This window comes from Ruegeria sp. BHSB064, from assembly GCF_059613205.1.
Genome location: NZ_JBXWSB010000001.1, coordinates 53,339 through 75,102 on the forward strand (window position 1 = coordinate 53,339; position 21,764 = coordinate 75,102).

Annotated in this window: 21 protein-coding genes and 2 tRNA genes; 8 read left to right on the forward strand and 15 right to left on the reverse strand. The window is 57.3% G+C overall.

What is annotated here, in order from left to right; genetic code table 11:
* Positions 1-3: 3 nt before the first annotated feature.
* Positions 4-1,224 carry a winged helix-turn-helix domain-containing protein gene (locus AC2FNU_RS00270; RefSeq protein ID WP_496784152.1) on the reverse strand — a complete coding sequence of 407 codons (1,221 nt, stop codon included), beginning with the start codon at positions 1,222-1,224 and terminating at the stop codon, positions 4-6.
* Positions 1,221-2,246 carry a LacI family DNA-binding transcriptional regulator gene (locus AC2FNU_RS00275; RefSeq protein ID WP_496784153.1) on the reverse strand — a complete coding sequence of 342 codons (1,026 nt, stop codon included), beginning with the start codon at positions 2,244-2,246 and terminating at the stop codon, positions 1,221-1,223. Before AC2FNU_RS00275 ends, AC2FNU_RS00270 begins: the two co-directional genes overlap by 4 nt.
* A gap of 115 nt (positions 2,247-2,361) precedes the next feature.
* On the opposite strand from AC2FNU_RS00275, the gene AC2FNU_RS00280 reads away from it, so the two are divergent.
* A tRNA-Arg gene (locus tag AC2FNU_RS00280) sits at positions 2,362-2,438 on the forward strand.
* A gap of 132 nt (positions 2,439-2,570) precedes the next feature.
* Positions 2,571-3,458, forward strand: a complete 888-nt coding sequence (locus tag AC2FNU_RS00285; protein WP_496784154.1) for a helix-turn-helix domain-containing protein — start codon at positions 2,571-2,573, stop codon at positions 3,456-3,458.
* A 189-nt stretch (positions 3,459-3,647) separates the two neighbouring features.
* Here the strand turns inward: AC2FNU_RS00285 and arsJ are convergent, their stop codons facing one another.
* The 3 genes from arsJ to AC2FNU_RS00300 are packed head-to-tail and all read right to left on the reverse strand — an operon-like array spanning position 3,648 to position 6,738.
* Complete coding sequence (gene arsJ / locus AC2FNU_RS00290) at positions 3,648-4,892, reverse strand: organoarsenical effux MFS transporter ArsJ (protein ID WP_496784211.1); 1,245 nt, start codon at positions 4,890-4,892, stop codon at positions 3,648-3,650.
* 17 nt (positions 4,893-4,909) lie between these two features.
* Complete coding sequence (locus AC2FNU_RS00295) at positions 4,910-5,908, reverse strand: ArsJ-associated glyceraldehyde-3-phosphate dehydrogenase (protein ID WP_496784155.1); 999 nt, start codon at positions 5,906-5,908, stop codon at positions 4,910-4,912.
* Positions 5,905-6,738 carry an arsenate reductase/protein-tyrosine-phosphatase family protein gene (locus AC2FNU_RS00300; RefSeq protein ID WP_496784156.1) on the reverse strand — a complete coding sequence of 278 codons (834 nt, stop codon included), beginning with the start codon at positions 6,736-6,738 and terminating at the stop codon, positions 5,905-5,907. The genes AC2FNU_RS00295 and AC2FNU_RS00300 overlap by 4 nt, the downstream gene beginning before the upstream one ends.
* A 226-nt stretch (positions 6,739-6,964) precedes the next feature.
* Between AC2FNU_RS00300 and AC2FNU_RS00305 the strand changes: the two genes are divergently transcribed.
* Positions 6,965-7,040: transfer RNA gene (locus AC2FNU_RS00305), tRNA-Thr, on the forward strand.
* A 272-nt stretch (positions 7,041-7,312) separates the two neighbouring features.
* Positions 7,313-8,128 (forward strand): DUF2189 domain-containing protein, encoded by an 816-nt coding sequence (locus AC2FNU_RS00310; RefSeq protein ID WP_496784157.1) that lies wholly within the window; start codon positions 7,313-7,315, stop codon positions 8,126-8,128.
* Between the two features lie 256 nt (positions 8,129-8,384).
* Here AC2FNU_RS00310 and dxs read toward each other — a convergent pair whose 3' ends face one another.
* The 6 genes from dxs to AC2FNU_RS00340 form a co-directional block, all read right to left on the reverse strand.
* On the reverse strand, positions 8,385-10,313 hold the full coding sequence (gene dxs, locus AC2FNU_RS00315) for a 1-deoxy-D-xylulose-5-phosphate synthase (RefSeq protein WP_496784158.1): 1,929 nt from the start codon (positions 10,311-10,313) through the stop codon (positions 8,385-8,387).
* 16 nt (positions 10,314-10,329) lie between these two features.
* A complete protein-coding gene (locus AC2FNU_RS00320) occupies positions 10,330-11,196 on the reverse strand; it encodes a polyprenyl synthetase family protein (RefSeq protein ID WP_496784159.1) in 867 nt (288 codons plus the stop codon).
* A complete protein-coding gene (locus tag AC2FNU_RS00325) occupies positions 11,197-11,439 on the reverse strand; it encodes an exodeoxyribonuclease VII small subunit (protein WP_171092993.1) in 243 nt (80 codons plus the stop codon).
* Positions 11,436-12,362, reverse strand: a complete 927-nt coding sequence (locus AC2FNU_RS00330; protein ID WP_496784160.1) for a histone deacetylase family protein — start codon at positions 12,360-12,362, stop codon at positions 11,436-11,438. Before AC2FNU_RS00330 ends, AC2FNU_RS00325 begins: the two co-directional genes overlap by 4 nt.
* A gap of 69 nt (positions 12,363-12,431) precedes the next feature.
* Entirely contained in the window at positions 12,432-13,133 is a 702-nt protein-coding gene (locus AC2FNU_RS00335; protein ID WP_496784161.1) for a response regulator, read from the reverse strand.
* On the reverse strand, positions 13,130-13,642 hold the full coding sequence (locus AC2FNU_RS00340) for a MarR family winged helix-turn-helix transcriptional regulator (RefSeq protein WP_496784162.1): 513 nt from the start codon (positions 13,640-13,642) through the stop codon (positions 13,130-13,132). Before AC2FNU_RS00340 ends, AC2FNU_RS00335 begins: the two co-directional genes overlap by 4 nt.
* A 159-nt stretch (positions 13,643-13,801) precedes the next feature.
* Between AC2FNU_RS00340 and AC2FNU_RS00345 the strand changes: the two genes are divergently transcribed.
* The 4 genes from AC2FNU_RS00345 to AC2FNU_RS00360 all read left to right on the forward strand — a co-directional run bounded on the left by AC2FNU_RS00345 (position 13,802) and on the right by AC2FNU_RS00360 (position 17,910).
* A complete protein-coding gene (locus AC2FNU_RS00345) occupies positions 13,802-14,668 on the forward strand; it encodes a branched-chain amino acid aminotransferase (protein WP_496784163.1) in 867 nt (288 codons plus the stop codon).
* A 108-nt stretch (positions 14,669-14,776) separates the two neighbouring features.
* On the forward strand, positions 14,777-15,727 hold the full coding sequence (locus AC2FNU_RS00350) for an AraC family transcriptional regulator (protein WP_496784164.1): 951 nt from the start codon (positions 14,777-14,779) through the stop codon (positions 15,725-15,727).
* Between the two features lie 111 nt (positions 15,728-15,838).
* Positions 15,839-16,204: a hypothetical protein gene (locus AC2FNU_RS00355; protein WP_496784165.1), complete on the forward strand. Its 366-nt coding sequence runs from the start codon at positions 15,839-15,841 to the stop codon at positions 16,202-16,204.
* A gap of 137 nt (positions 16,205-16,341) precedes the next feature.
* Positions 16,342-17,910: an alkaline phosphatase D family protein gene (locus AC2FNU_RS00360; RefSeq protein ID WP_496784166.1), complete on the forward strand. Its 1,569-nt coding sequence runs from the start codon at positions 16,342-16,344 to the stop codon at positions 17,908-17,910.
* 462 nt (positions 17,911-18,372) lie between these two features.
* On the opposite strand, the gene cobO is transcribed toward AC2FNU_RS00360, so the two are convergent.
* From cobO to aroC, 4 genes are read right to left on the reverse strand one after another with little or no spacing between them, the layout of a single operon-like run.
* Positions 18,373-18,972: a cob(I)yrinic acid a,c-diamide adenosyltransferase gene (gene cobO, locus AC2FNU_RS00365; RefSeq protein WP_496784167.1), complete on the reverse strand. Its 600-nt coding sequence runs from the start codon at positions 18,970-18,972 to the stop codon at positions 18,373-18,375.
* 56 nt (positions 18,973-19,028) lie between these two features.
* Positions 19,029-19,964, reverse strand: a complete 936-nt coding sequence (locus AC2FNU_RS00370) for a DMT family transporter (protein ID WP_496784168.1) — start codon at positions 19,962-19,964, stop codon at positions 19,029-19,031.
* Positions 19,965-20,009: 45 nt separating this feature from the next.
* Positions 20,010-20,672 carry an HD domain-containing protein gene (locus AC2FNU_RS00375; RefSeq protein ID WP_496784169.1) on the reverse strand — a complete coding sequence of 221 codons (663 nt, stop codon included), beginning with the start codon at positions 20,670-20,672 and terminating at the stop codon, positions 20,010-20,012.
* Complete coding sequence (gene aroC / locus AC2FNU_RS00380; protein ID WP_496784170.1) at positions 20,656-21,756, reverse strand: chorismate synthase; 1,101 nt, start codon at positions 21,754-21,756, stop codon at positions 20,656-20,658. Before aroC ends, AC2FNU_RS00375 begins: the two co-directional genes overlap by 17 nt.
* Between the last annotated feature and the right edge of the window lie 8 nt (positions 21,757-21,764).

Genomic DNA, 21,764 nt, shown 5'->3' on the forward strand with positions numbered 1-21,764 from the left:
ACCCTATTTAAGGTCTTTTAGCCAGTCCTTGGCAAACTCGACATGTGTCACACCCGCCAACCGGCCCACCCGGTCCAGTTCGGCGTTCAGGCGTCGGGTACGGGCATCGGACCAGCGCACCCCGCGCTCGGGCCACAGGGCTTTGACGCGTAACATGTCGCGGTCACGATGTGCTTTCATATCGATCCGGCCAATCAATCGATCACCTTCAAGCAGGGGAAACACGTAGTAACCATATCTGCGTTTGGGTTCTGGTACGAAGACTTCGATGCGATAGTGAAACCCGAACAGCCGCTCGGCCCGGTTGCGGTCGCGCAACATGGGATCAAACGGGCTAAGCACGCGGATGCGCCCCGGCGGCGCGGGCAGGTTCAAATTCTGGTCCGCCAGGTCCGGGCGGGCAAAGACCTTACGGTGCCGCCCATCCGCGCAGGTGATCTCGATTTCTTCTATATCGCCTTTGGCCAGCGCCCTTGCGCACCAGCTTTTGGCTTCCGCTGCGCTAACCGTGTCCCAGAACGCAGCCAACTCGCCCGAGGTTGCAAATCCAAGCCGGTCAAGTGCTGCATTGCATAGCCAATCCACAGTCGCTTCTGCATCGCAATGCATGTTTCCCGGACAAAGCTGGGTTTCAATAACCCGCTCTGTCAGGTCATAGCGTTTCTGAAACCCCTCGCGGCCAACAACTGTAAGCGCGCCAGACCGCCACAAAAACTCCAGGGCGGTTTTTGATGGGTGCCAATCCCACCACCCGCCCGAGCCTTTCTTTTCGTCCTTGCCCACGTCTGAGGACGACACCGGCCCATGGTCACGGATGTGCTGAAGCACTGTTTCGAACTGCTGCTCGAACCCGTCCCGCCGCCAGTTCTTCCATCGCGATTTCAGCAAATCTGAATCGCGCTGAAAACGCAGATGCCAGTGCGGGTAGAACTCCATCGGGATCACGGCCGCATCATGCGTCCAATGCTCGAACAGCTCTTTTTCCCTTTCATAGAGCCTTTTCAGGTTCGTGCTGCGATAGCTAGGTCTGCGGGAAAACAGGATCAAGTCATGGGCGCGGGCAACTGTGTTGATACTGTCGAGCTGCACAAAACCCAGCCTCTGGATCAGATCCAGCAGCGCGCTGCCCTTGGCCTCACCCGTTGGCTGTTCTGCCAGTGCGTGGCGGTCCATGAAAACGGCCCGAGCCGTTCGGTTATCGAGCCGTTTGAGGGGAGCCGTCATCGTCGTTTGAGGGTGTCGCCAAAGCTGATCTTGGGGGTCAGTGTCGCGCGCGTCTCAATCTCAGAATCGGGATCTTTCAGGCGTTCGGCGATGATCTGGGCGGCGTGACGACCAATCTCAAGCCGGCAGGCATCCATTGTCGCAAGCTTGCGCGGCAGACCCTGCAACAACTCGACATTGTTAAACCCGGCCAACCCGATCTGCCCGGGAATGTCGATGCCCTGTTCCAGCAAGTACAACAAGCCGCCCGCACCGATCATGTCATTGGAGTAATACAGAAAGTCCAGATCAGGAGAACGCTCAAGCATGACCTGCGTCATTTCGCGCCCCTTCGCAAGGGCCGACCCGCCGGAATAAAACTCGCGGTCTTCGATTTCGATCCCGTGCTTGCCCAGCACCTCGGTGAAGCCTTCGAAACGCTTTCGGGCACGGTGATCCAGAGGCATCTTCGTACCCATGAAACCGATATGCTGATACCCGGCCTTCAGAATCGCCTGCGCCATCTCGCGCCCGGCGCGCCGGTGCGAGATACCGACCATCGCATCCACCGGTTTGCCATCGGTATCCATGATCTCGACCACAGGAATACCTGCTGAATCCAGCATAGCGCGTGCGGCTTCAGTATGTTCCAGCCCTGCAATGATCACGCCTGAAGGCCGCCACGAGAGCATCTCGTACAGCACTTTTTCCTCTTTTTCGGGCAGGTAGTCGGTCACGCCCACAACAGGCTGCAATTCGGTGTCTTCCAGAACCTGATTGATGCCTGTCAGAACCTCAGGAAACACCATGTTCGACAGCGACGGTATAATGACCGCGACCAGATTGACCCGGCTGGATGCCAGGGCGCCCGCGATCTTGTTTGGGACATAGCCAAGCTCTTTTGCGGCGGCCAGAACGCGGGTGCGGGTGGCATCTGACACATCCCCCCGGTTCCGCAAAACCCGGCTTACGGTCATTTCGGATACTCCAGAAGCCTCGGACACATCGCGAAGGGTAAGCGGGCGTTTGGATTCACTGTTCACGGGAGGCACCTGTGTTGTTGTTTTGCCCGATGGTAGCGTGAACAGGTCTACGTGTACAACAATTGTGCAAAGCCGATGACAACCCGGAAAATCCCGGTTACAGAAGGCCACACACGGCCCCGTGGCTCAACTGGATAGAGCAGCCCCCTCCTAAGGGGCAGGTTGCAGGTTCGAATCCTGCCGGGGTCGCCATTTTCCTAAAGCCTTCCCGATATTGGCGTGTGGTGGAACACGATGCACCCGGGCTTTGCGGGCGCATCAAATGCGTTGTCTGTACGGTGGATAGCTGCGAAAATTGTTCAAGCTTGTTTTGGGAACACAAAAGTGCCGCTGAGATACGCAGATATTTACCCGTCTGAGCCGCTGCTCAACAGTGATGCGATGGATCGTCCTTCAGCTGCGGCGCTGATGTCTGTGCGTTATTTTCGGGCGGAACCGGATCGGATGCCGGAAGAAGTGTTTGCGGAACATCATGTTTTGTTGAACTTACAGCACAGCCCCCACCGCGTGCAGAACTGGCGTGATGGCACGCTGCGGGATTTCACCTTTTGCAAAGATGAGGTCATTGTCACACCCGCAGGCGTGCGGTCTGGCTGGCGGTGGTTCGGCCCGTCGGATGTCATTGTTGTCACGCTTGACCCGGCTAAGGTGGACCGTTTTGCGCGATCTGAGCTAGGGATGCTTCTTGATCCGCAGCAGTTTCGGGATCTTCCGCAATTTTCCGACCCTGACCTTTGCGTTGCAGGTGTCCTGTTGCGGGATGCGCTGGAGACGGATGATATGTCCTCGGCGGTTATGTTCGAGGCCATGAGCCGGGTGTTTCTGGTCAAACTTTTGCAGAAATACGGCAAACGCCGCGCCGAAGATGTCGAACTGTCGTCGCGGTTTACGTCCCAGCACTATCAACGCGTTCTGTCCTATGTGCAAAAGCGCCTGGATCGCACGATCACCGTTGATCAACTAGCGTCCGAGGCTGGAATGAGCGCGTCACACTTTGCCCGGGTCTTCAAGGAAACGCTTGGGTCAACGCCCATGCAATATGTCATGTCGTTCCGGGTCGAGCAGGCGATGAAGATGATCGAGGATCCTGCGCGTCCTTTTGGCGACATTGCCTTGGCTTGCGGGTTTTCCGACCAGGCGCATTTCACACGCAGTTTCAAGCAAGTCACCGGGCAGACCCCGCGTGCTTTTCGGGCTGCGCTGAGCGGCTGACGCGGGACCTTTGAAAAGCAGACGGGCCGGTGCAAGTATTTTGGCCCCTGTCTTAGGACCTTTCATGTCATCTGTCTTGCGCCGAACCTGACAGTTTTGGAAGATACCGCCCTGAACATCACCGCTGCGCTGATGGCTTCGACTGCCACGCCGGTTCAGTTTTGTTGCAGGTCACTGGTGGATCAAGGCTCAGGTCAGAGCTTCGGACGTCTGATCCGTGAGCTTGCCCGAGGTCAGCGCGGCCAGAGCAACCATTGCGGCAGCGGTACCCAGTACCAAGGCCAACCCCCCGATCTGGTAGGTCAGACCTGACAATACGGTGCCGACCAGACGGCCTGTGGCATTGGCCATGTAGTAAAACCCCACATCCATCGTCACACGCTCGGACTTGGTGAAGGCCAGGATCAGATAGGAATGCAGAGACGAGTTGACGGCGAAGATCGCGCCAAAAACCAAAAGGCCGATCACAAGCGTTACGGTCAACCAGGGTTCAGGTCCATCTGACACAAAAACTGCCAAGGTCAGAGCCGCAGGGACAAAAAAGAGTGCAACGGCCCAATTGCGCGCGGCACCTATCAAATCGCTTTCGCTGCGTTGTGCGGCACGCAATATCCTTGGCGCGTTGGCCTGCACGGTGCCATACAGGATGATCCACAGGGCCATGAAGGTACCGATCATGAAAAACGCCGCCCGATTGCCGTCTTCTGTGCCGTCAGACAGAACGGCGTAGAAATAGATCGGAATGCCGACCACAAACCAGACATCCCGCGCGCCGAACAGAAAGACGCGGGCGGCGGACAGCCAATTGACATTGGCGGATTTCGAAAACACTTCTGAGAACTTCGCGCCCTTGCGCCCTTTGGGCAGACCCGGCGGCATGAAAAGGAAGACCGCCAACAGGATCAGCGCCAGAATCGCTGCCATTACAATTATTGCGGTCATGAATCCAAGCGTTGCCAACATTGCCGCGCCCAGCAGAAAACCCAGGCCCTTTACCGCGTTTTTTGACCCGGTAAGAACGGCCACCCATCGAAATAAGCCTCCACCCTCAGCCGGTGCCAGAAGTTTGACCGCGGATTTCGAGGACATTTTGGCAAGATCTTTGGCTACCCCGCTTGCCCCCTGCACCACCATCACGAAGGTGACCGAAGCGGCGACAGTCCAGTCCGGATCAAGCTGCGTCATGGCGAGCAGCGCCACCACTTGCAGGCCCAGCCCGGCATAAAGGGTCGAGGTCAATCCGAACCGAGCGGCAATCCAGCCTGCGGACAGATTGGTCACGATCCCGGCGATCTCATAAAGAACAAACAGATAAGCCAGCTGAACCGGCGAGAAGCCCAAAGTATGAAAGTGCAACAGCACCAACATCCTGAGCGCCCCGTCAGTCAGCATAAAGGCCCAATAGGCCGCCGTGACCGCGATATAGGCCGACATGCCTTCGGGCCGTTGGGTCACAGCGACGCCCCAACCATCAAGGCCACATCCACCAGACGATGCGCATAGCCCATTTCGTTGTCATACCAGGCGTAGATTTTCACCTGTGTCCCGTTCACCACCATTGTCGAGGGCGCATCCACAATCGATGATCGTTCATCATTGGTGTAGTCGGTCGAAACCAACGGGCGCGTCTCATAACCCAGAATACCCTGCAACTCACCTTCGGCGGCTGCTTTGAAGAAGGCGTTGACTTCTTCGACCGTCGTTTCCCGTTCGACTTCGAACACGCAATCGGTCAGAGAGGCGTTCAGCAAGGGCACCCGCACCGCATGACCGTTCAGACGCCCTTTGAGTTCGGGATAGATCAGCGTGATCGCCGTTGCCGAGCCAGTGGTGGTCGGGATCAGTGAATTCAGGGCAGAACGTGCGCGGCGCAGGTCTTTGGCAGGCCGGTCTACGATGGTTTGCGTGTTGGTTACATCGTGGATCGTCGTCATCGACCCATGGCGGATGCCAAGATTTTCGTGAATGACTTTGACGACAGGTGCCAGGCAGTTGGTTGTGCAGGATGCGGCGGTCACGATCTTATGGGTGGCAGGATCATAGGTGTCGTCGTTTACACCCACGACAATATTCGCCGTCGGGCCGTCCTTGACCGGCGCGGAAACCACCACTTTCTTCACGCCAGCATCGAAGTAGGGGGACAGCTTCGCCTCGGTTTTGAATACACCTGTGCAGTCGATCACCACGTCGACGCCATCCAAAGGCAAAGCAGTCAGGTCTGTGGTGCCGATAAATGGCAGACGCGTTCCGTTCACAGTGATGCTGTCGGCATCATGGCTGAACTCTGCATCCCAGCGCCCATGCACAGTGTCAAATTCCAACAGATGCGCATGCATTTCGGGATCACCAACAGCGTCGTTGATCCACGCGATTTTTGCGCCCCGTTCCAGCAAAGGTTTCAGCGCTAGTTTTCCCATTCGGCCAAGGCCGTTTAGTGCATAGGTCGTCATTTTACGTCCTCAAAGGATGTTCGCCCGATGTCGTCGACAGCGGATTGCAAAGCGATCCGATCTAGGCTTTCGACCGGCAGCGAAGTAAAGGCTTGAATCCGACGCTTCAGCGCGCCGTAAGCGTTTTGAAAGGCCAGGCTTTTTTCGGCGTCGGTGCCTTCTGCCTTGACCGGATCCACCATGCCCCAGTGGCCGCTGATCGGCTGACCTTCCCAAGCCGGGCATTCCTCATTTGCGGCCTGGTTGCAGACCGTGAAAACAAAATCCAGATCAGGCGCGTCCGGCCCTGAAAACTCGGACACATTCTTTGACCGCAGAACCGACGTATCGTGGCCCTTGTCTTGCAGGACCTGAACCGCAAACGGGTTCAACTCGGAAAACGGCTGTGTTCCGGCGGAATACACATTGAACCGGTCACCACCAATTTCCCGCAACAGAGATTCGGCAAAGATCGAGCGGGCGGAATTACCCACGCAAATGAACAGCACGTTGAACTTCCTGTCAGTCATCGTCTCACTTCCCTTGGTTGAAGGCATACAAAGATCAGGTCGGCCGCGGCAGCAGTCCACAATCAGAAAATCAAACATTTTCTGTACGTTAGCCATGTCTATCGAATAGCGTAGGGATGTTCCGAGGCGCTCTTGTGTTACAAGGCCCGATCGTTGCAGGGCGTTCAGATAGTTTGACATGGTGCTGGGCTTGATCCCCAGCTCAGACGCCAGCTCCCCTGCTGGCACGCTGTCAGGAAACCGTCGCATTAACATGCGAAACACGGTGATACGCTGCGGATGGCCAAGGATAGCCAGTTGATCGGTTATCATTTCTATCATAATTCATGAAATATTGAATTAAATATGATGAGTCAATTTGAACCCACTGCCGTTACAAAAAATTCACAGAACGCAGTATCCGCCATATGGGTGGCCCCCTCTCGCCTCGCATCAGCATTTGGGCGCGGTACATGGGAAGCTGGCGCATCTGGACTTGCAGGCGCCAGAGTGACGGTTTAAACGATCCACTGCAGCCGGACAGAGCCAGCTCCGGCTGCCAAAGGTTGCCTCAATAGCTCAGCTGGTAGAGCAGGTCCTTCGTAAGGACAAGGTCGGGGGTTCGAGTCCCTCTTGAGGCACCATTTTTTGCTTATCTCAAAAGATCCCGCGTTGAACTCGTATTCGTTTTCGAGTTGGAAGGGCGTCGGTTACACAGGCGTCGGCCCGAGGTTCTTTGCAAAAAGGTTCATTTCTCGGTGCCGAAGGCGGTCCGCACGTGGGTGTCGACCCTATCCCGACCTTGCCCCAATACCTTGCGTGAGGCATGCTTGTCTTAGGAGGAGAGGTATCTGTTCACCGCCGGGTTAGTCGGTCAGCAGATCAACGCGGCGCCATACTTTGGGAGGAGTGTGCCATGACATCCAAGACCGCAGGTTCAACGCCACCAGACAAACTTACGCCGCAGCAATCCATGCCCAAGATCAATAAGGTGACAGCAGATGACATAACCGCTGCGCTCAAGGCCGGGTTTTCCGATTTTCTGGCGCGCCCTGTCATGAGCGGTTTCTTCGGCCTGTTCTATGCGGTTTTCGGGCTTCTGTTGATTTGGGCTTTGGTTTGGCTTGGTAAGATCTGGATGATCATTCCTGCCATTGTAGGATTCCCGCTGGTCGCGCCGTTCGCTGCGGCCGGGCTATATGAAATGTCGCGCCGCTTGCAAAAGGGGGAAAGTTTCGGTTGGTCCGAAATCCTCACGGTCATGGCCGATCAACGCAAGCGTGAGATGGGCTGGATGGCTTTTGTGACCCTGTTCATTTTCTGGGTGTGGGTTTATCAGGTTCGGCTTTGGCTGGCGATTATTCTGCAAAACGCATCTTTCTCGGATTTCGATGGGTTCTTGAACACCGTGCTATTCACGCCGCAAGGCTGGACCTTCCTGGCCATTGGCACCTGCGTCGGCGCGTTTCTGTCGGCGGTCCTGTTTTCTGTGACCGTTATTGCCATGCCTATGCTGCTTGACCGGGAAACCAATTTTGTGTCTGCCATGCTCACGTCTGTTCGCGTTGTCAGGGAAAGCCCTGTCGTTATGCTCACTTGGGCGGCAATCATCTCGGTTACCATGCTGATATCTCTGGTTCCTGCATTTATGGGCCTGATCTTCACGCTACCGATCCTGGGCCACGCCACGTGGCATCTGTACCAGCGGGCAGTACCATCGGACGAGGTGTGATCTATCGGTAAGCTCTGTGCGATAGTGGAACAGAGGCACACCTAATATTGTGCTGACAACGAAGAGATTTAGGCCGCTTTTCTGGCGCCGGTATCTGAAATGGTTCAGCTTAAATTTGTTTATGTACAGAGAAGCTATATCGGCTAACGAAGCGGGAGTGCCCACGTTCCTTTTACCAAGAACACTTCAATTCGGCACAATCCTCATCGCTCGGATCCCAAGCGCGCCGGAAGAAACCATCGGATCAATGCGCCGCTCAGGCGCGCTTTTCCCCGATTGATGCAACGCCCAAAACGTCCAGAACCTTGGCTTCGATCTGTTCGGCATTCATGCCGGCCACGGCATACATGTCCGCTGGGCTGGCCTGATCGATGAAGGTGTCGGGCAAAACCATCGAGCGGTATTTCAGCCCTTGATCAAAAACGCCTTCCTCCGACAAAAGCTGTGCGACATGGCTGCCAAAGCCGCCAATCGCGCCTTCTTCAATGGTGATCAGAGCCTCATGGTTGGCGGCCAGATCCAAAATCAGGTCGCGGTCCAGAGGTTTGGCAAAGCGGGCGTCGGCAATGGTTGGCGTGATGCCTTTGCCAGCAAGGGATTCGGCGGCTTTTTGAACCTCAGACAATCGGGTTCCGAAAGACAGCAAGACCACGCGCGCGCCTTTCTGGATCATGCGACCTTTGCCGATCTCAAGCACCTCACCCCGCTCTGGCAGGTCGACGCCAACACCTTCACCACGCGGGTAGCGGAAGGCAATTGGCCCGTCGTCATGCGCAACAGCGGTGGCCACCATGTGCATCAGCTCAGCTTCGTCTGCGGCGGCCATGACAACCATGCCCGGAAGGTTGGCCAAATACGCGATATCGAACGATCCGGCATGGGTGGCCCCGTCGGCACCCACCAAGCCTGCGCGGTCAATGGCGAAGCGAACCGGCAAGCGCTGGATCGCCACATCATGGACCACCTGATCATAACCGCGCTGCAGGAACGTTGAATACATGGCGCAGAACGGTTTCATCCCGCCCGCAGCAAGCGCTGCGGAAAATGTCACCCCGTGCTGCTCGGCGATCGCAACATCGAAACAGCGCGACGGGTAGCGTTCGGCAAACAGGTTCAGACCGGTACCGTCTGGCATGGCGGCGGTCACGGCAACGATCTTGTCGTCGCGGGCGGCCTCTTCCACCAGTGTCTTGCCAAAAACAGAGGTATAAGACGGCGCGTTGGACGGTGCCTTTTTCTGTTCACCGGTCATCACATCAAATTTGGCTGTTGCGTGCCCCTTGTCGCGGGCTTGCTCGGCCGGACCGTATCCTTTGCCTTTTTTCGTCAGAACATGGATCAGGATCGGGCCGGTCGCCCGCGCCTTGACGGTCCGCAACACCGGCAGCAATTGGTCCAGATCATGACCATCGATGGGGCCGACGTAAGAAAAGCCAAGCTCTTCGAACAACGTGCCGCCGACGGCCATACCTTTCAGAATTTCCTTGGCGCGTTTGGCCCCTTCGCGGAAAGGCTCGGGCAGCAGCGAAACCGCGCCTTTTGCTGCGGCTTTCAGATCGTGGAACGGTTCTTCCGCGTATATGCGGGACAGATAGTTGGACAACGCGCCCACAGGTGGCGCAATGCTCATCTCGTTGTCGTTCAGAATGACGATCAGTCGCTTGCCCAGATGGCCCGCGTTGTTCATCGCTTCAAACGCCATGCCTGCGGACATTGAGCCATCGCCGATCACAGCAATCGCATCGCCCAGACCTTCGGGTGTGACACCGCCCAGATCGCGCGCCACGGCAAAACCAAGTGCCGCGCTGATCGAAGTGCTGGAATGTGCTGCGCCGAACGGGTCATAGGGGCTTTCGCTGCGTTTCGTAAAACCACTCAACCCATCCTTCATCCGCAAGGTGCGGATACGGTCGCGCCGTTCGGTCAGGATCTTGTGCGGATAGCACTGATGGCCCACGTCCCAGATGATCTTGTCGCGCGGCGTATCGAATACTGCGTGCAGCGCCGTCGTCAGTTCAACCACGCCCAGACCAGCCCCAAGGTGCCCGCCCGTCACGGACACGGCCGAGATCGTCTCGGACCGTAATTCCTGCGCCACCTGTTGCAACTGCGCGTCCGAAAACTGCTTGAGATCCGCAGGGCGGTTCACAAGGTCCAGCAAGGGCGTATTTGGTCGGTCAGACATATGGCGCGTTCCTGGCTTAGCTGTCCCGGGCAATAACGAAGCGGGCGGCGTCCTTCAAGGTTTCTGCTGACGCACCGTACCCGTCCAACGCAGCACAGGCTGTTTCCACCAGCTCTGTCGCGCGGGATTTGGCCGCCTCAAGACCCAAAAGCGAAACAAAGGTCGCCTTGCCCGCGTCGGCGTCCTTCTGCAGCCGTTTGCCTGCCTTTTGGACATCACCTTCAACATCCAAAATGTCGTCAGCAATTTGAAAGGCAAGTCCAAGAGCTTGGGCATAATCGCGCAGAGGCGCCGGATCGGCCTGCGCCAGCCGCGCACCCGCACATGCAGACCATTCGATCAACGCACCTGTTTTGCCCGCCTGCAACCGGGTGATTTGTTCCAGCGTCAAAGGCGCAGCAGCGGTTTCGGCTGCGATATCCAGCGCCTGACCCAGAACCATACCCTGCGCCCCGCTGGCTTGGGCCAGAGTCAGAGCCAATTCTGCACGAATTTGCGCGTCTCCGACCTCGGGTCGTGTGCACAGCTCAAACGCCAGAGATTGCAACGCATCACCGGCCAGCACCCCGATCCCTTCGTTCCACTTTATGTGAACAGTGGGTCGTCCCCGACGCAGATCGTCATCATCCATGCAGGGCAGGTCGTCATGGACCAAAGAATAAGCGTGCAGCGCCTCGATCCCCGTGGCTGGCCAGATCGCGCGGGCCTCAACCACACCATGCAAACGCGCGCTTTCCAGCACCAGAAACCCGCGCAACCGTTTGCCGCCTTCTGTGGCGTAAGCCATGGCTCGCGTGACGTCGATATCTTCCAGAGCACCAAGAATCAGGTCAAAATGCGCCTGAATACGCGCTGCATCTTGAGCCAGTCTTTCGCGAAACATTTACTGACCGTCGACAGGTGTGGTCCCGGTGGGTTGCCCCGTGGCATCCAGAGTGATTGCGGCCACTTTCTCTTCAGCCCGCTTCAACTCGTCCTCGCACCGTTTCTTCAGGGCCGCACCGCGTTCATACAGCGCGATCGACTGATCCAACGCCACGTCGCCGCGTTCAAGCTGGCCCACAACGGCTTCCAGCTCTTTCATGGCCTGCTCGAATGTCATCTGCTCAACTGGGGTATCGGTCATCGTGCTGCCTTCATCAATTCTTCCACATGGGCGCGTGTGGCCGCGGCCAACGCGTTCAGATCATACCCGCCTTCCAGAGTCGAGACGATACGACCGTCACAAACCTCGTCGGCAATCTTGCACAGCTCGGCAGTGATCCACGCAAAGTCACCGGTGGACCAGTTCAGATTGGCCAGCGGGTCGTCCTGATGGGCGTCGAATCCGGCGGAAATAATGATCAGATCGGGGTTGAACGCCCGCAACCGTGGAAACGCCTGAGACTCGTACGCTGCGCGCATCTCAGCCCCGCCGCTGCCCGGCGCCAGAGGAATATTCAGAACCGTGTCGTGAACCCCCGTCTCATCCGGGCGTCCCGAGCCGGGCCAAAGGGGCATTTGCTGGCTGGTGATCACCAGCGCGCGCGCTTCATCCCACAGCAAATCCTGCGTGCCATTGCCGTGATGGACATCAAAATCGACAACAGCGACCCGGTTCAGCCCGTGGTGGTCCAGCGCATGTTTCGCGGCCAACGCTGCATTGCCAAACAGGCAAAACCCCATTGCAGTGTCTGTTTCCGCATGGTGCCCCGGTGGACGAATGGCGCAGAACGCGTTCGACACATCTCCGCTCAGCACTAGATCGACCGCCCGAACAACAGCCCCCGCAGCACGATAGGCGGCGTCTACCGAGCCCGGCGACATGAACGTATCCCCGTCAATCTGCGCAAACCCATCTGACGGGCGCGTGGATCGAATATCGCGAATGTAACCTTCCGGATGCACCCGCAGCAGATCGTCATCTGCCGCCAATGGCGCTGTTACCCTTTTAAGGTCTAACCCTTCCAAGGCGTGCAGGATATGTTCCAGCCGCGCCACCCGTTCGGGGTGACCCTCGGGTGTCACATGGCCCAGACAATCGGCATGGGTCAAAAGGGCAGTTGTCATTGGGGTCCCCTGTTCATCTGGCTACAAATACCTTCGCCGAAGGCATAAAACCGCCGCGCAGCGGCAAGCTTAATCGGGCGCCAGCATATAGCCTGCGCCTCGGACTGTTTGCAGGTATCTGGGCTGTTTCGGGTCCTGCTCGATTTTACGCCGCAGGCGCGTGATCTGCACGTCCACTGCGCGTTCCTGCGCTTGGCCCTTGTCGCGCCCCAGATCCTCGACCAGCTTCGCGCGGCTGATCGGTTCGCCGGGCTGGGCCGAGAAGATTTTCATCAACTGGCTTTCCGTCGCGGTCAGACGCACCGGATCTTCGCCCTGCCACATCTCACCCCGTTCAATGTCGTAGCGGATCGGGCCAAGGTTGAGGATCTTCGCCGCTGTTTCCTCGGCAGGTGTTTCTGGCATCCGGCGCAGAATGGCGTTGATCCGCAGCAGCAACTCTTTGGGCTCGAACGGTTTTGCCAGATAATCATCCGCCCCGGCCTCGAGCCCCGCAATACGGTGTTCCGTTTCCCCTTTGGCCGTCAGCAAAAGGATGGGCGTGCTGTGAGTCTCACGCAGGGATCTTGTCAGGCTGACACCGTCTTCTCCGGGCATCATCACGTCCAGGATGATCATATCGAAATCCAAACCCGACAATACCCGCCGGGCATGCGCCGCATCGCGCGCCGCCGTCACCAGGAACCCGTTTCGCATCAGGAATTTCTTCAGCAGGTCGCGAATGCGCTCGTCATCGTCAACAATCAGCAGATGGGCATCCATATCGCTCATGAGGTCGCATCCCGAAGTTTCGTATAGGCATGACGCATATCAGCATCCATCATTGCTTCAAGCACTTTGCGAAATCCGGCCACGGCTTCGGGGCCGGCATCCTTGTAGGCCGCGCGCATTCGGGCACGCTGCGCGTCGGACAGCGTGGTTTCCAGCGCTTGCCCCTTCTCTGTCAGAAATAGGTGGCGTTCACGTTTGTCCACTGTGCCAACGCGGCTTTCCACCAGACCATCTTCGATCAAGGTGCGCAAAACCCTGTTTAGAGACTGTTTTGTGACACCAAGGATCGCTAACAAGTTGTTGACCGTCGTGCCCGGCGCGCGGTTGATGAAATGGATCGCCCGGTGATGGGCGCGGCCATAGGCCATTTCGGTCAGGATGCGGTCAGGATCTGCGGTAAATCCGCGATAGGCGAAGAACATGGCCTCAATCCCCTGTCGCAATTGCTCATCGGTCAAAAACAACAAGCTCTCGCCCCCGTAACGCGGGGCAGGGCGGATGTCGGACATGGTACGCCTCATTTGTTACTCGGGGCCGAGTTTATGTCAGCCTTATTGACATTCCAAGGGCAGAGCGGTATCGAATCGCAGTTTTTGCGCAAGATTATGTCCGTATCGGACCTAAGTGGCGCAATAATCGCAAATTCAACCCGGTTCAGGAGGTTTCGCATGGCGGGGTATGATGATCGTGATGGCACCATTTGGTTGGATGGCAAGCTGGTGCCCTGGCGTGAGGCCAATGTGCACATTCTGACCCACGCAATGCATTATGCGTCTTCCGTGTTCGAGGGTGAACGCGCCTATAACGGCAAGATCTTCAAAAGCCGCGAACATTCCGAGCGTCTGATCGCTTCAGCCGAAGCGCTGGATATGCCGATTCCCTATTCGGTCGATGAAATCGAAGCCGCGAAGGAAGAAGCGCTGAAAGCCAGCGGTCTGCAAGACGCCTATGTACGTGCCCTGGTCTGGCGCGGCTCGGGCGAAGACATGGGAGTGGCGTCGGCGAAGAACCCGGTGCGCATGGCTGTCGCGGTTTGGCCTTGGGGCGCTTATTACGGCGATGCCAAGATGCAGGGCGCAAAGCTGGACATTGCCGAATGGAAACGCCCCAGCCCTGAAACAATTCCGGTTCACGCCAAGGCCGCAGGTCTTTACATGATCTGCACCATCTCGAAGCACAAAGCCGAAGCCAAGGGATGCTCGGATGCCTTGTTCATGGACTGGCGCGGGTACGTGGCCGAAGCGACCGGTGCGAACGTGTTTTTCGTCAAAGATGGAGAGGTTCACACACCCCTGGCCGATTGCTTCCTGAATGGCATCACGCGTCAGACAGTCATTCAGATGCTAAAAGACAAGGGCATCACCGTGCATGAACGCCGCATCAATCCAGAAGAGATGGCTGATTTCGAACAATGCTGGCTGACCGGTACCGCTGCCGAGGTCACTCCGGTCGGGCAAATCGGTGAATACACCTTTGAGGTGGGCGACCTGACCCGCGAGATAGCGGAAGACTACGAAAAGCTGGTTCGCTCGTAAGCTTTCAAACCCCCGCTTCGGCGGGGGTATTCTTTGCAGGACGTGCAAATCTTCGTGCAAATCGTCCGGTAGGCTGGACGATCTGCACATATCGCGTATCTTTGGCGCATGTTGGATCTGCTCAGCGATATTCTCACGCGCCTGTCCCTGCGTGGCACGTTCTATTTCCGCACATCTTTCACACCGCCTTTCGGCATTCAGGTGCCGGCCTACGAAAACGTGGCGCGGTTCCATTTTGTGCAGCGCGGTGAGCTTAAGGTGCATGTCTCAACGACTGGCGAGACTCTTCGGCTGCGGCAGGGTGACTTGATCCTGATCCCCCACGGCGCACCGCACGCGTTGCTCTGTGCCGAGGTCAAGCCATTGGATGCCTTGCCTTTGGAACAGGTGCTGGAAGTGGCTGGCTACACAGGCGACGGTGTGCTGGTTTTCGGCGGTCCCGACGACGAACGCGATACGCAGCTGATCTGCGGTCATTTCTCTTTCACAGGTCCTGCCGGGCGGAAGGGCACTGGTCATATGCTGATCGACCGTTTACCGCCCTACATCCTGATCGAAAACTACGGCGAAGAGGCCGGGGCCTGGATGGAAGCAACTCTGCGCATGATCGGTTCCGAGGTTTCCGGCGCGAAAATTGGCGGCGACCTGATTGCGATGAAATTGTCCGAAGTTCTGTTTGCGCAGGCAGTCCGGGTTTACCTTGAACGCCAGAGTCCACAGGATTCGGCTTTGGCCGGGTTTGCCGATTTGCGCATCTCGCGGGCGTTGACCGCGTTCCACCAAGCCCCGGCTGAGGATTGGAGCGTCGCATCTTTGGCGCGAGAGGCGGGTATGTCACGCACTGCCTTTGCTCAGCTTTTTGCCGAGAAAATGGGAACAACGCCGATGCAGTATCTCACTGACTGGCGCATGCAGATCGCCTGCCATGGTCTGACCGAGGCACGCTGGAACGTGGCTGATGCCGCGGCCGAAGTCGGATACGCCTCGGAAGCCGCGTTCTCGCGCGTCTTCAAAAAGCAGGTTGGTCTGTCACCGGCTGCATACAGGGCGATGCACTGATACACCGATATTTCTGAACGATCTGCATGAAGTCAGAAACGATCAGGAATTCAGCGTTCGGGATCGCCAGGTTAGCTTCCTTTCATCACTGATTGAGGAAAGGAAAATCTTATGTCCCTGCGTTTTGTCACCCGCTCTGTCCACGCGTATCTGGATTACCCGGTCGCCGTTGCCCTGATGACCTTGCCGTTTCTTCTGGGGCTGGGTCAGTTCAACCCGCTGGCCCTGTGGTTGTCTGTTGCGACCGGGGTGGCCGCCTTTGTCCTGACGGTTCTGACCGATCACCATCTGGGGATCTGGCAGGTTCTGCCCTACAGGTTTCACCTGGCGGTGGATTTGCTTGTTGGCGTCACCTTTCTGTTTGCACCCAGCTTCTTTGGCTTCACGGGAATAGATGCGGCGTTTTACTGGCTGAACGGTGCGGCTGTGGTGCTGGTCATCTCACTCAGCGCGCCCGAACAGGACGTCGCTGCCTGACGACGTTATCCACATCTGTCATGGTATCATCATGATACTGTCAAGAAACTGAGCCGCGGGTTTTACAAACTGGCGGTTCATATCGGCGCACCAATCGCGTGGTCGGAGAATCGATCACCAGACAGGAGAGCCTCACTATGACCAAGATCTTACGTCCAAACCGTCGTTCGTTTCTGGCAGGCAGCACTGCCTTTGCCGCTTCTGTGGCCATGCCAGCCATCAGCCGCGCCGGATCGCGCCCCGTGTTCACACACGGCGTTCAGTCTGGTGACGTTGATACGACATCGGGCATGATCTGGACCCGTACGGATCGCCCGTCCCGCGTGATGATGGAAGTATCTACCACAGAAAGTTTCGCAGACGCCCGCACACTCCCGCCGATGGATGCCATCCCCAACAGCGATTTTGCAGTGAAACGTCTGATCGAAGGACTTCCGTCGGATCAGGATATTTTCTACCGATTTGTCGCCGCTGATCTGAGTGACATCAACACTGTATCAGAGCCTATTATTGGGCAATTCCGCACTGCACCGACCTCGCGCCGCAACATTCGGTTTGCCTGGTCAGGCGACACTGCCGGTCAGGGATGGGGTATTGATGACGAAGGTATGCGCACCTACGCGACCATGGCGCAGCACAAGCCGGACTTTTTTATCCATTCTGGCGATACTGTCTATGCCGACGGTCCCATGACGGATGAGGTCGAGAAAGACGGACAGCTGATCTGGAAGAACACAACTCTGATCGACGAGAAACGCAAGGTGGCCGAAACGCTGGACGAATTCCGCGCCCAGTGGAAATACAATATGATGGACGAGCATGTGCGGGCCATGAATGCCGTTTGTCCAACCTTTTTCCAGTGGGATGACCATGAGGTTGTGAACAACTGGTCCGATGAAAAGGATCTGATTTCCGATGACCGGTATACCGAGAAGTCGGTGCATGTTCTTCAGTCCCGCGCCGGACGTGCTTTCCATGAGATGACACCGTTGCGCATTACTCCGGCAGAGCCCGGGCGTGTGTATCGTAAGATCTCCTATGGTCCGATGCTGGATGTCTTCTTTCTGGACCTGCGCAGCTATCGGGGGCCGAACGGACCGTCGATGGAGGATGAAATCACGGATCAGTCCCGCATTCTGGGCGCGGAACAACTGGCATGGCTCAAGCAAGAGCTGGCAGGATCGCAAGCGACCTGGAAGGTGATTGCCTCGGACATGCCAATCGGATTGATCGTCTGGGACAACTGGAAGGAACAGGCCGGAGCAGAGGCGATCTCGAACGGCGATAGCGGACCAGCCAAGGGGCGCGAGTTGGAGATCGCTGATCTGCTACGTTTCATCAAGACGGCTGGCATTACCAACACGGTCTGGTTCACGGCTGATGTTCATTACACCGCCGCGCACTATTATGACCCTAACAAAGCCCAATTCCAGGATTTTGAACCGTTTTGGGAGTTTGTTTCAGGTCCGCTGCACGCAGGGACATTTGGACCAAACGCTCTGGACGGCACATTTGGACCCGAGGTCAAATATGTCAAAGCACCCGCCGAAGGGCAGGGGGTGAACCTGCCGCCCAGCGAAGGTCTGCAATTCTTTGGTCTGGTGGACATTGACGGCGCGACGGAACAGATGACGGTTCGGCTGATGGACCGAGCAGATACCGAACTCTGGTCGGTTACGTTGGACCCACAGAATCGCGCGCTTTGATTTCCTGTAAGGACGTGTTTGCACCCCGAGCGATCCTCGGGGTGTTTTTCGACTTGAAAATCCCGACATAAATAGTCAGATTATGTGCAACGCCAGATGTTGTACCATCAAGCTCATGGTTTCGGGGCGGTTTGCGGGCTTAGCATAATCATAGTGATAGCTTGCCACCGCTCCGGAAACGAATCTGTCTAAACAGAGCGAGGCCGAAATGAGCGAGTCACTAGATGAGATTATGGCGCGCCATGATGCGTTGACCACGTGTGGATGCACGTGTTGCGACGGAGATTATTGCGCCTATGTCGACTGCCAAAAGCCGCGCCGCGACCATCCCGAGGTAAAACAGCCTACTCGTTCGAGGGTCGGCGATCTTACCCCTCGCGCTTCGATTCGACAGATTGTTGAAACAACGCTGAGCCGTTTTGGCTGAACGAAGCAGGCCCGAAGGCCCGCGTCAGTCACATATCAAAAATCCACGCCGCGCTGCGCCTTGATCCCCGCTTGGAACGGGTGCTTTTCTTCGGTCATCTCAGTAACCAGGTCGGCGTAATCACGCAGCGCTTGGGGCGCGTCGCGGCCTGTCAGAAATACGCTGGTCTTGTCCGAACGCGCGTTCAGGCCGTCGATGACCTGATCTGCTGACAGGTACTCGTACCGCAAGGCAATGTTGATCTCGTCCAGCACGACCAGATCGTATTCGCCGCTGGACATCAGTGCGCACGCCTTGTCGAAAGCCGCGTTTGCTGCGGCGATGTCGCGCTCACGATCCTGCGTGTCCCACGTAAAACCTTCACCCATTGTGTGCCACGTCACCAGATCGCGTTCTTCAAAAAAGCGGCGCTCGCCGGTTTTCCATTTGCCCTTGATGAACTGCACCACAGCAACCTTCTGGCCCCAACCCAGGGCGCGAATGACGACGCCAAAGGCAGCCGAGGATTTACCCTTGCCCTTACCGGTGTTGATCAGAACCAGACCGCGGCCAGGGTCCAACGCCTCGGACACTTTCTTGCGGTGCTTGGCCTGCACCTTTTGCATCTTTTCCTTGTGATCCTGCGCGTCGCTCATGGGGGAACCTCTTTGATTGTCCGGCCCAACCTAGGGGAAGATTACAAAAGGTAAAGTCACGCTTTGGGGTCTGTGACCGACCGGGCTTTGCCCCGCTCGAGCCCCAACTGGTGTTCGCGCCAGATCACAACGACATTGCCTGCGATGACCAAAGCGGCCCCAATCAGGATTGCAAGCGTTGGCAGTTCGTCGAACCAGACATAGCCGATCACAATCGCAAACAGCATGGTCGCATAGTCATAAGGTGCCAGCATCGAAGCCTGACCAAAGCGATAAGAAGACGTCACTAAAATCTGCGCAACCCCGCCGACGAGGCCCATCATGATCAGTATTAGAGCCTGATTCAGCGTTGGCATCGACCATCCCCAGAACGCGGTCAGCGCCGACAGCAGCGTCGCAGTCATCGAGAAATAGAAGACGATCGCAGCCGGGTGATCGACTTTGACAAGCTGCCGGATATGAATCTGCACAAAGGCGCGCGCGATGGTGGCCCCCAAAACGCACAGAGCGCCGACGGTTGCGGCGACCTCCATCTGGGTGGTGCCCAGGCGTGGCCAAATCATGATCAGGACCCCCAGCAGACCAAGAGCCACCGCGCCGATACGGATCAGACGAATGCGTTCGCCCAGCATCACGGCGGCCAGAATCAGGGTGAAGATCGGTGTGGCGTAGCCAATTGCCGTCACCTCGGGCAGGGGCAGCAGGCTCAGGCCGGTAAAAGTAAGGCCCATGGCGCTGGTGCCCAGAACACCGCGCCAGAAATGGCCCATGGGTTTCTTGACCACAAAGCCCTTGGACAACTCACCGCGCACGATGAGCCAGAGGATGATGACGGGAATCGCAAACAGGGACCGAAAGAACACCAATTGGCCCGGTGGGAATTCATCCGATAAAGCTTTGACCAAGGCGGACATCGACGTGAACAGGAACAGCGCGCCCAGTTTCAGCGTCACTGCCAGCAGAGGTCGATGCGATGTTAAGGGTTTTGTCATCGGCGCGAACCTGCGCCTTTGGCGGGCAAAGATCAACGGGTGGGTTTAGTCATTCACCCAGGATTGAGGCAGGGAATTGCCGATTTCCTCGGCGAATTCTTCAAGAAACCGGATCATACGCGCGGTGCGTTGCTCCGCGATCTGCCTACCGGTTTGGGTCAGCATGTCGCCCGGCAACCCCAGCAGTTTGACTTTCCAATGGTCGAGCGAGAAATGCAGGTCGTCCAAAGGCCGGTTTTGCGCAAAGGGATCCGTCGCGTCATACAAAGTGCGCCCCAGAGCACCGGAAACGGAAAAGTTGCGCGCAATACCGATGGCTCCCAAGGCGTCCAGCCGATCTGCATCGCGCAGGATGCGTGCCTCGGCCGTTTTTGGAGCAATATTGGCCGAGAAGCTATGCGCTTCGATTGCGTGCTGGATGGCGCGGATCTGGATCGAATTATACCCCAAATCCTTCAGAATAGGCTCTGATTCAACCGCTGATTTGCGAGATGCCAAATGCCGGTCTGGATCATCCTTGGCCAGATTTACCAGATCGTGCAGATAACTTGCGGCCAGCAAAACGGACATATCGGTTTGATCATCCGCGATGGCCTGAGCATTGGTCCACACCCGATCCAGATGGGCCAGATCATGGGCTGGATCCGTTTCCATGCGATGCGCGACCACCGCACGCAGTCGCGTGCGCAGATCAGCCGATCCGTCCACGGTTCTCTCCGATCTGACCGCGGTGCAGCAGCAAGTGGTCGAGAATCACGCAGGCCATCATCGCCTCACCCACCGGAACCGCGCGGATGCCGACGCAGGGGTCGTGGCGGCCTTTGGTGATGATCTCGGTCTCTTCACCCGACTTGGTGATCGTTTTGCGTGTGGTCAGGATCGACGACGTAGGCTTTACAGCAAAGCGTACCACGATGTCCTGTCCGGTTGAGATACCGCCCAGAATGCCGCCCGCGTGGTTCGAGCTGTATTGCGGGCCGTTCTGACCCATGAAGATCTCATCCGCGTTGGCTTCGCCGGTCAGTTCGGCGGCGGCCATGCCTTCGCCGATCTCAACTCCTTTGACGGCGTTGATCGACATCATCGAAGCGGCCAGATCAGTGTCTAACTTTGCATAAACGGGTGCTCCGATCCCTGCAGGGACACCGCGCGCAACGACCTCAACCACTGCGCCGACCGAGTTGCCGGATTTGCGCAGATCGTCCAGATACACGGCCCAGTCCTCGGCTGCTTGTGCATCGGGTGTCCAGAATGGATTCTGCTCGATCTGAGACCAGTCGAAATTCGCACGGTCGATCTTATGCGGTCCGATTTGCGTCATGTAGCCGGTGATCTGTACATTCGGCGCGATCTGTTTGATCGCCTCGCGCGCCAGCCCTCCGGCGGCAACACGGGATGCGGTTTCCCGGGCTGAGCTGCGCCCGCCCCCGCGATAGTCGCGGATGCCGTATTTCTGCCAATAGGTGATGTCGGCGTGGCCCGGGCGGAACTTATCCATGATGTCGCCGTAGTCTTTCGAGCGTTGATCGGTATTCTCGATCATCAGCTGCACCGGGGTGCCGGTCGTCTGACCTTCGAACACGCCGGACAGGATTTTAACCTGATCGGGCTCGCGGCGTTGAGTGGTGAACTTGTTCTGCCCCGGTTTACGCTTGTCCAGCCAGTGCTGGATCATCGCCTCGTCGATCGCAACGCCCGGGGGGCAGCCATCGACCGTTGCGCCCAAAGCAGGGCCATGACTTTCGCCCCAGGTGGTGACGCGGAAGAGGTGTCCAAAGCTGTTCATCGACATGGGGCGTG

Bases quoted from the DNA above. Each gene is read 5' to 3' on its own strand.
- AC2FNU_RS00270 (WP_496784152.1), bottom strand. From the start codon at position 1,224: ATGACGGCTCCCCTCAAACGGCTCGATAACCGAACGGCTCGGGCCGTT.
- arsJ (WP_496784211.1), bottom strand. From the start codon at position 4,892: ATGTCGGCCTATATCGCGGTCACGGCGGCCTATTGGGCCTTTATGCTG.
- AC2FNU_RS00295 (WP_496784155.1), bottom strand. From the start codon at position 5,908: ATGACGACCTATGCACTAAACGGCCTTGGCCGAATGGGAAAACTAGCG.
- AC2FNU_RS00300 (WP_496784156.1), bottom strand. From the start codon at position 6,738: ATGATAGAAATGATAACCGATCAACTGGCTATCCTTGGCCATCCGCAG.
- AC2FNU_RS00310 (WP_496784157.1), top strand. From the start codon at position 7,313: ATGACATCCAAGACCGCAGGTTCAACGCCACCAGACAAACTTACGCCG.
- dxs (WP_496784158.1), bottom strand. From the start codon at position 10,313: ATGTCTGACCGACCAAATACGCCCTTGCTGGACCTTGTGAACCGCCCT.
- AC2FNU_RS00320 (WP_496784159.1), bottom strand. From the start codon at position 11,196: ATGTTTCGCGAAAGACTGGCTCAAGATGCAGCGCGTATTCAGGCGCAT.
- AC2FNU_RS00325 (WP_171092993.1), bottom strand. From the start codon at position 11,439: ATGACCGATACCCCAGTTGAGCAGATGACATTCGAGCAGGCCATGAAA.
- AC2FNU_RS00330 (WP_496784160.1), bottom strand. From the start codon at position 12,362: ATGACAACTGCCCTTTTGACCCATGCCGATTGTCTGGGCCATGTGACA.
- AC2FNU_RS00335 (WP_496784161.1), bottom strand. From the start codon at position 13,133: ATGAGCGATATGGATGCCCATCTGCTGATTGTTGACGATGACGAGCGC.
- AC2FNU_RS00340 (WP_496784162.1), bottom strand. From the start codon at position 13,642: ATGTCCGACATCCGCCCTGCCCCGCGTTACGGGGGCGAGAGCTTGTTG.
- AC2FNU_RS00345 (WP_496784163.1), top strand. From the start codon at position 13,802: ATGGCGGGGTATGATGATCGTGATGGCACCATTTGGTTGGATGGCAAG.
- AC2FNU_RS00350 (WP_496784164.1), top strand. From the start codon at position 14,777: ATGTTGGATCTGCTCAGCGATATTCTCACGCGCCTGTCCCTGCGTGGC.
- AC2FNU_RS00355 (WP_496784165.1), top strand. From the start codon at position 15,839: ATGTCCCTGCGTTTTGTCACCCGCTCTGTCCACGCGTATCTGGATTAC.
- AC2FNU_RS00360 (WP_496784166.1), top strand. From the start codon at position 16,342: ATGACCAAGATCTTACGTCCAAACCGTCGTTCGTTTCTGGCAGGCAGC.
- cobO (WP_496784167.1), bottom strand. From the start codon at position 18,972: ATGAGCGACGCGCAGGATCACAAGGAAAAGATGCAAAAGGTGCAGGCC.
- AC2FNU_RS00370 (WP_496784168.1), bottom strand. From the start codon at position 19,964: ATGACAAAACCCTTAACATCGCATCGACCTCTGCTGGCAGTGACGCTG.
- aroC (WP_496784170.1), bottom strand. From the start codon at position 21,756: ATGTCGATGAACAGCTTTGGACACCTCTTCCGCGTCACCACCTGGGGC.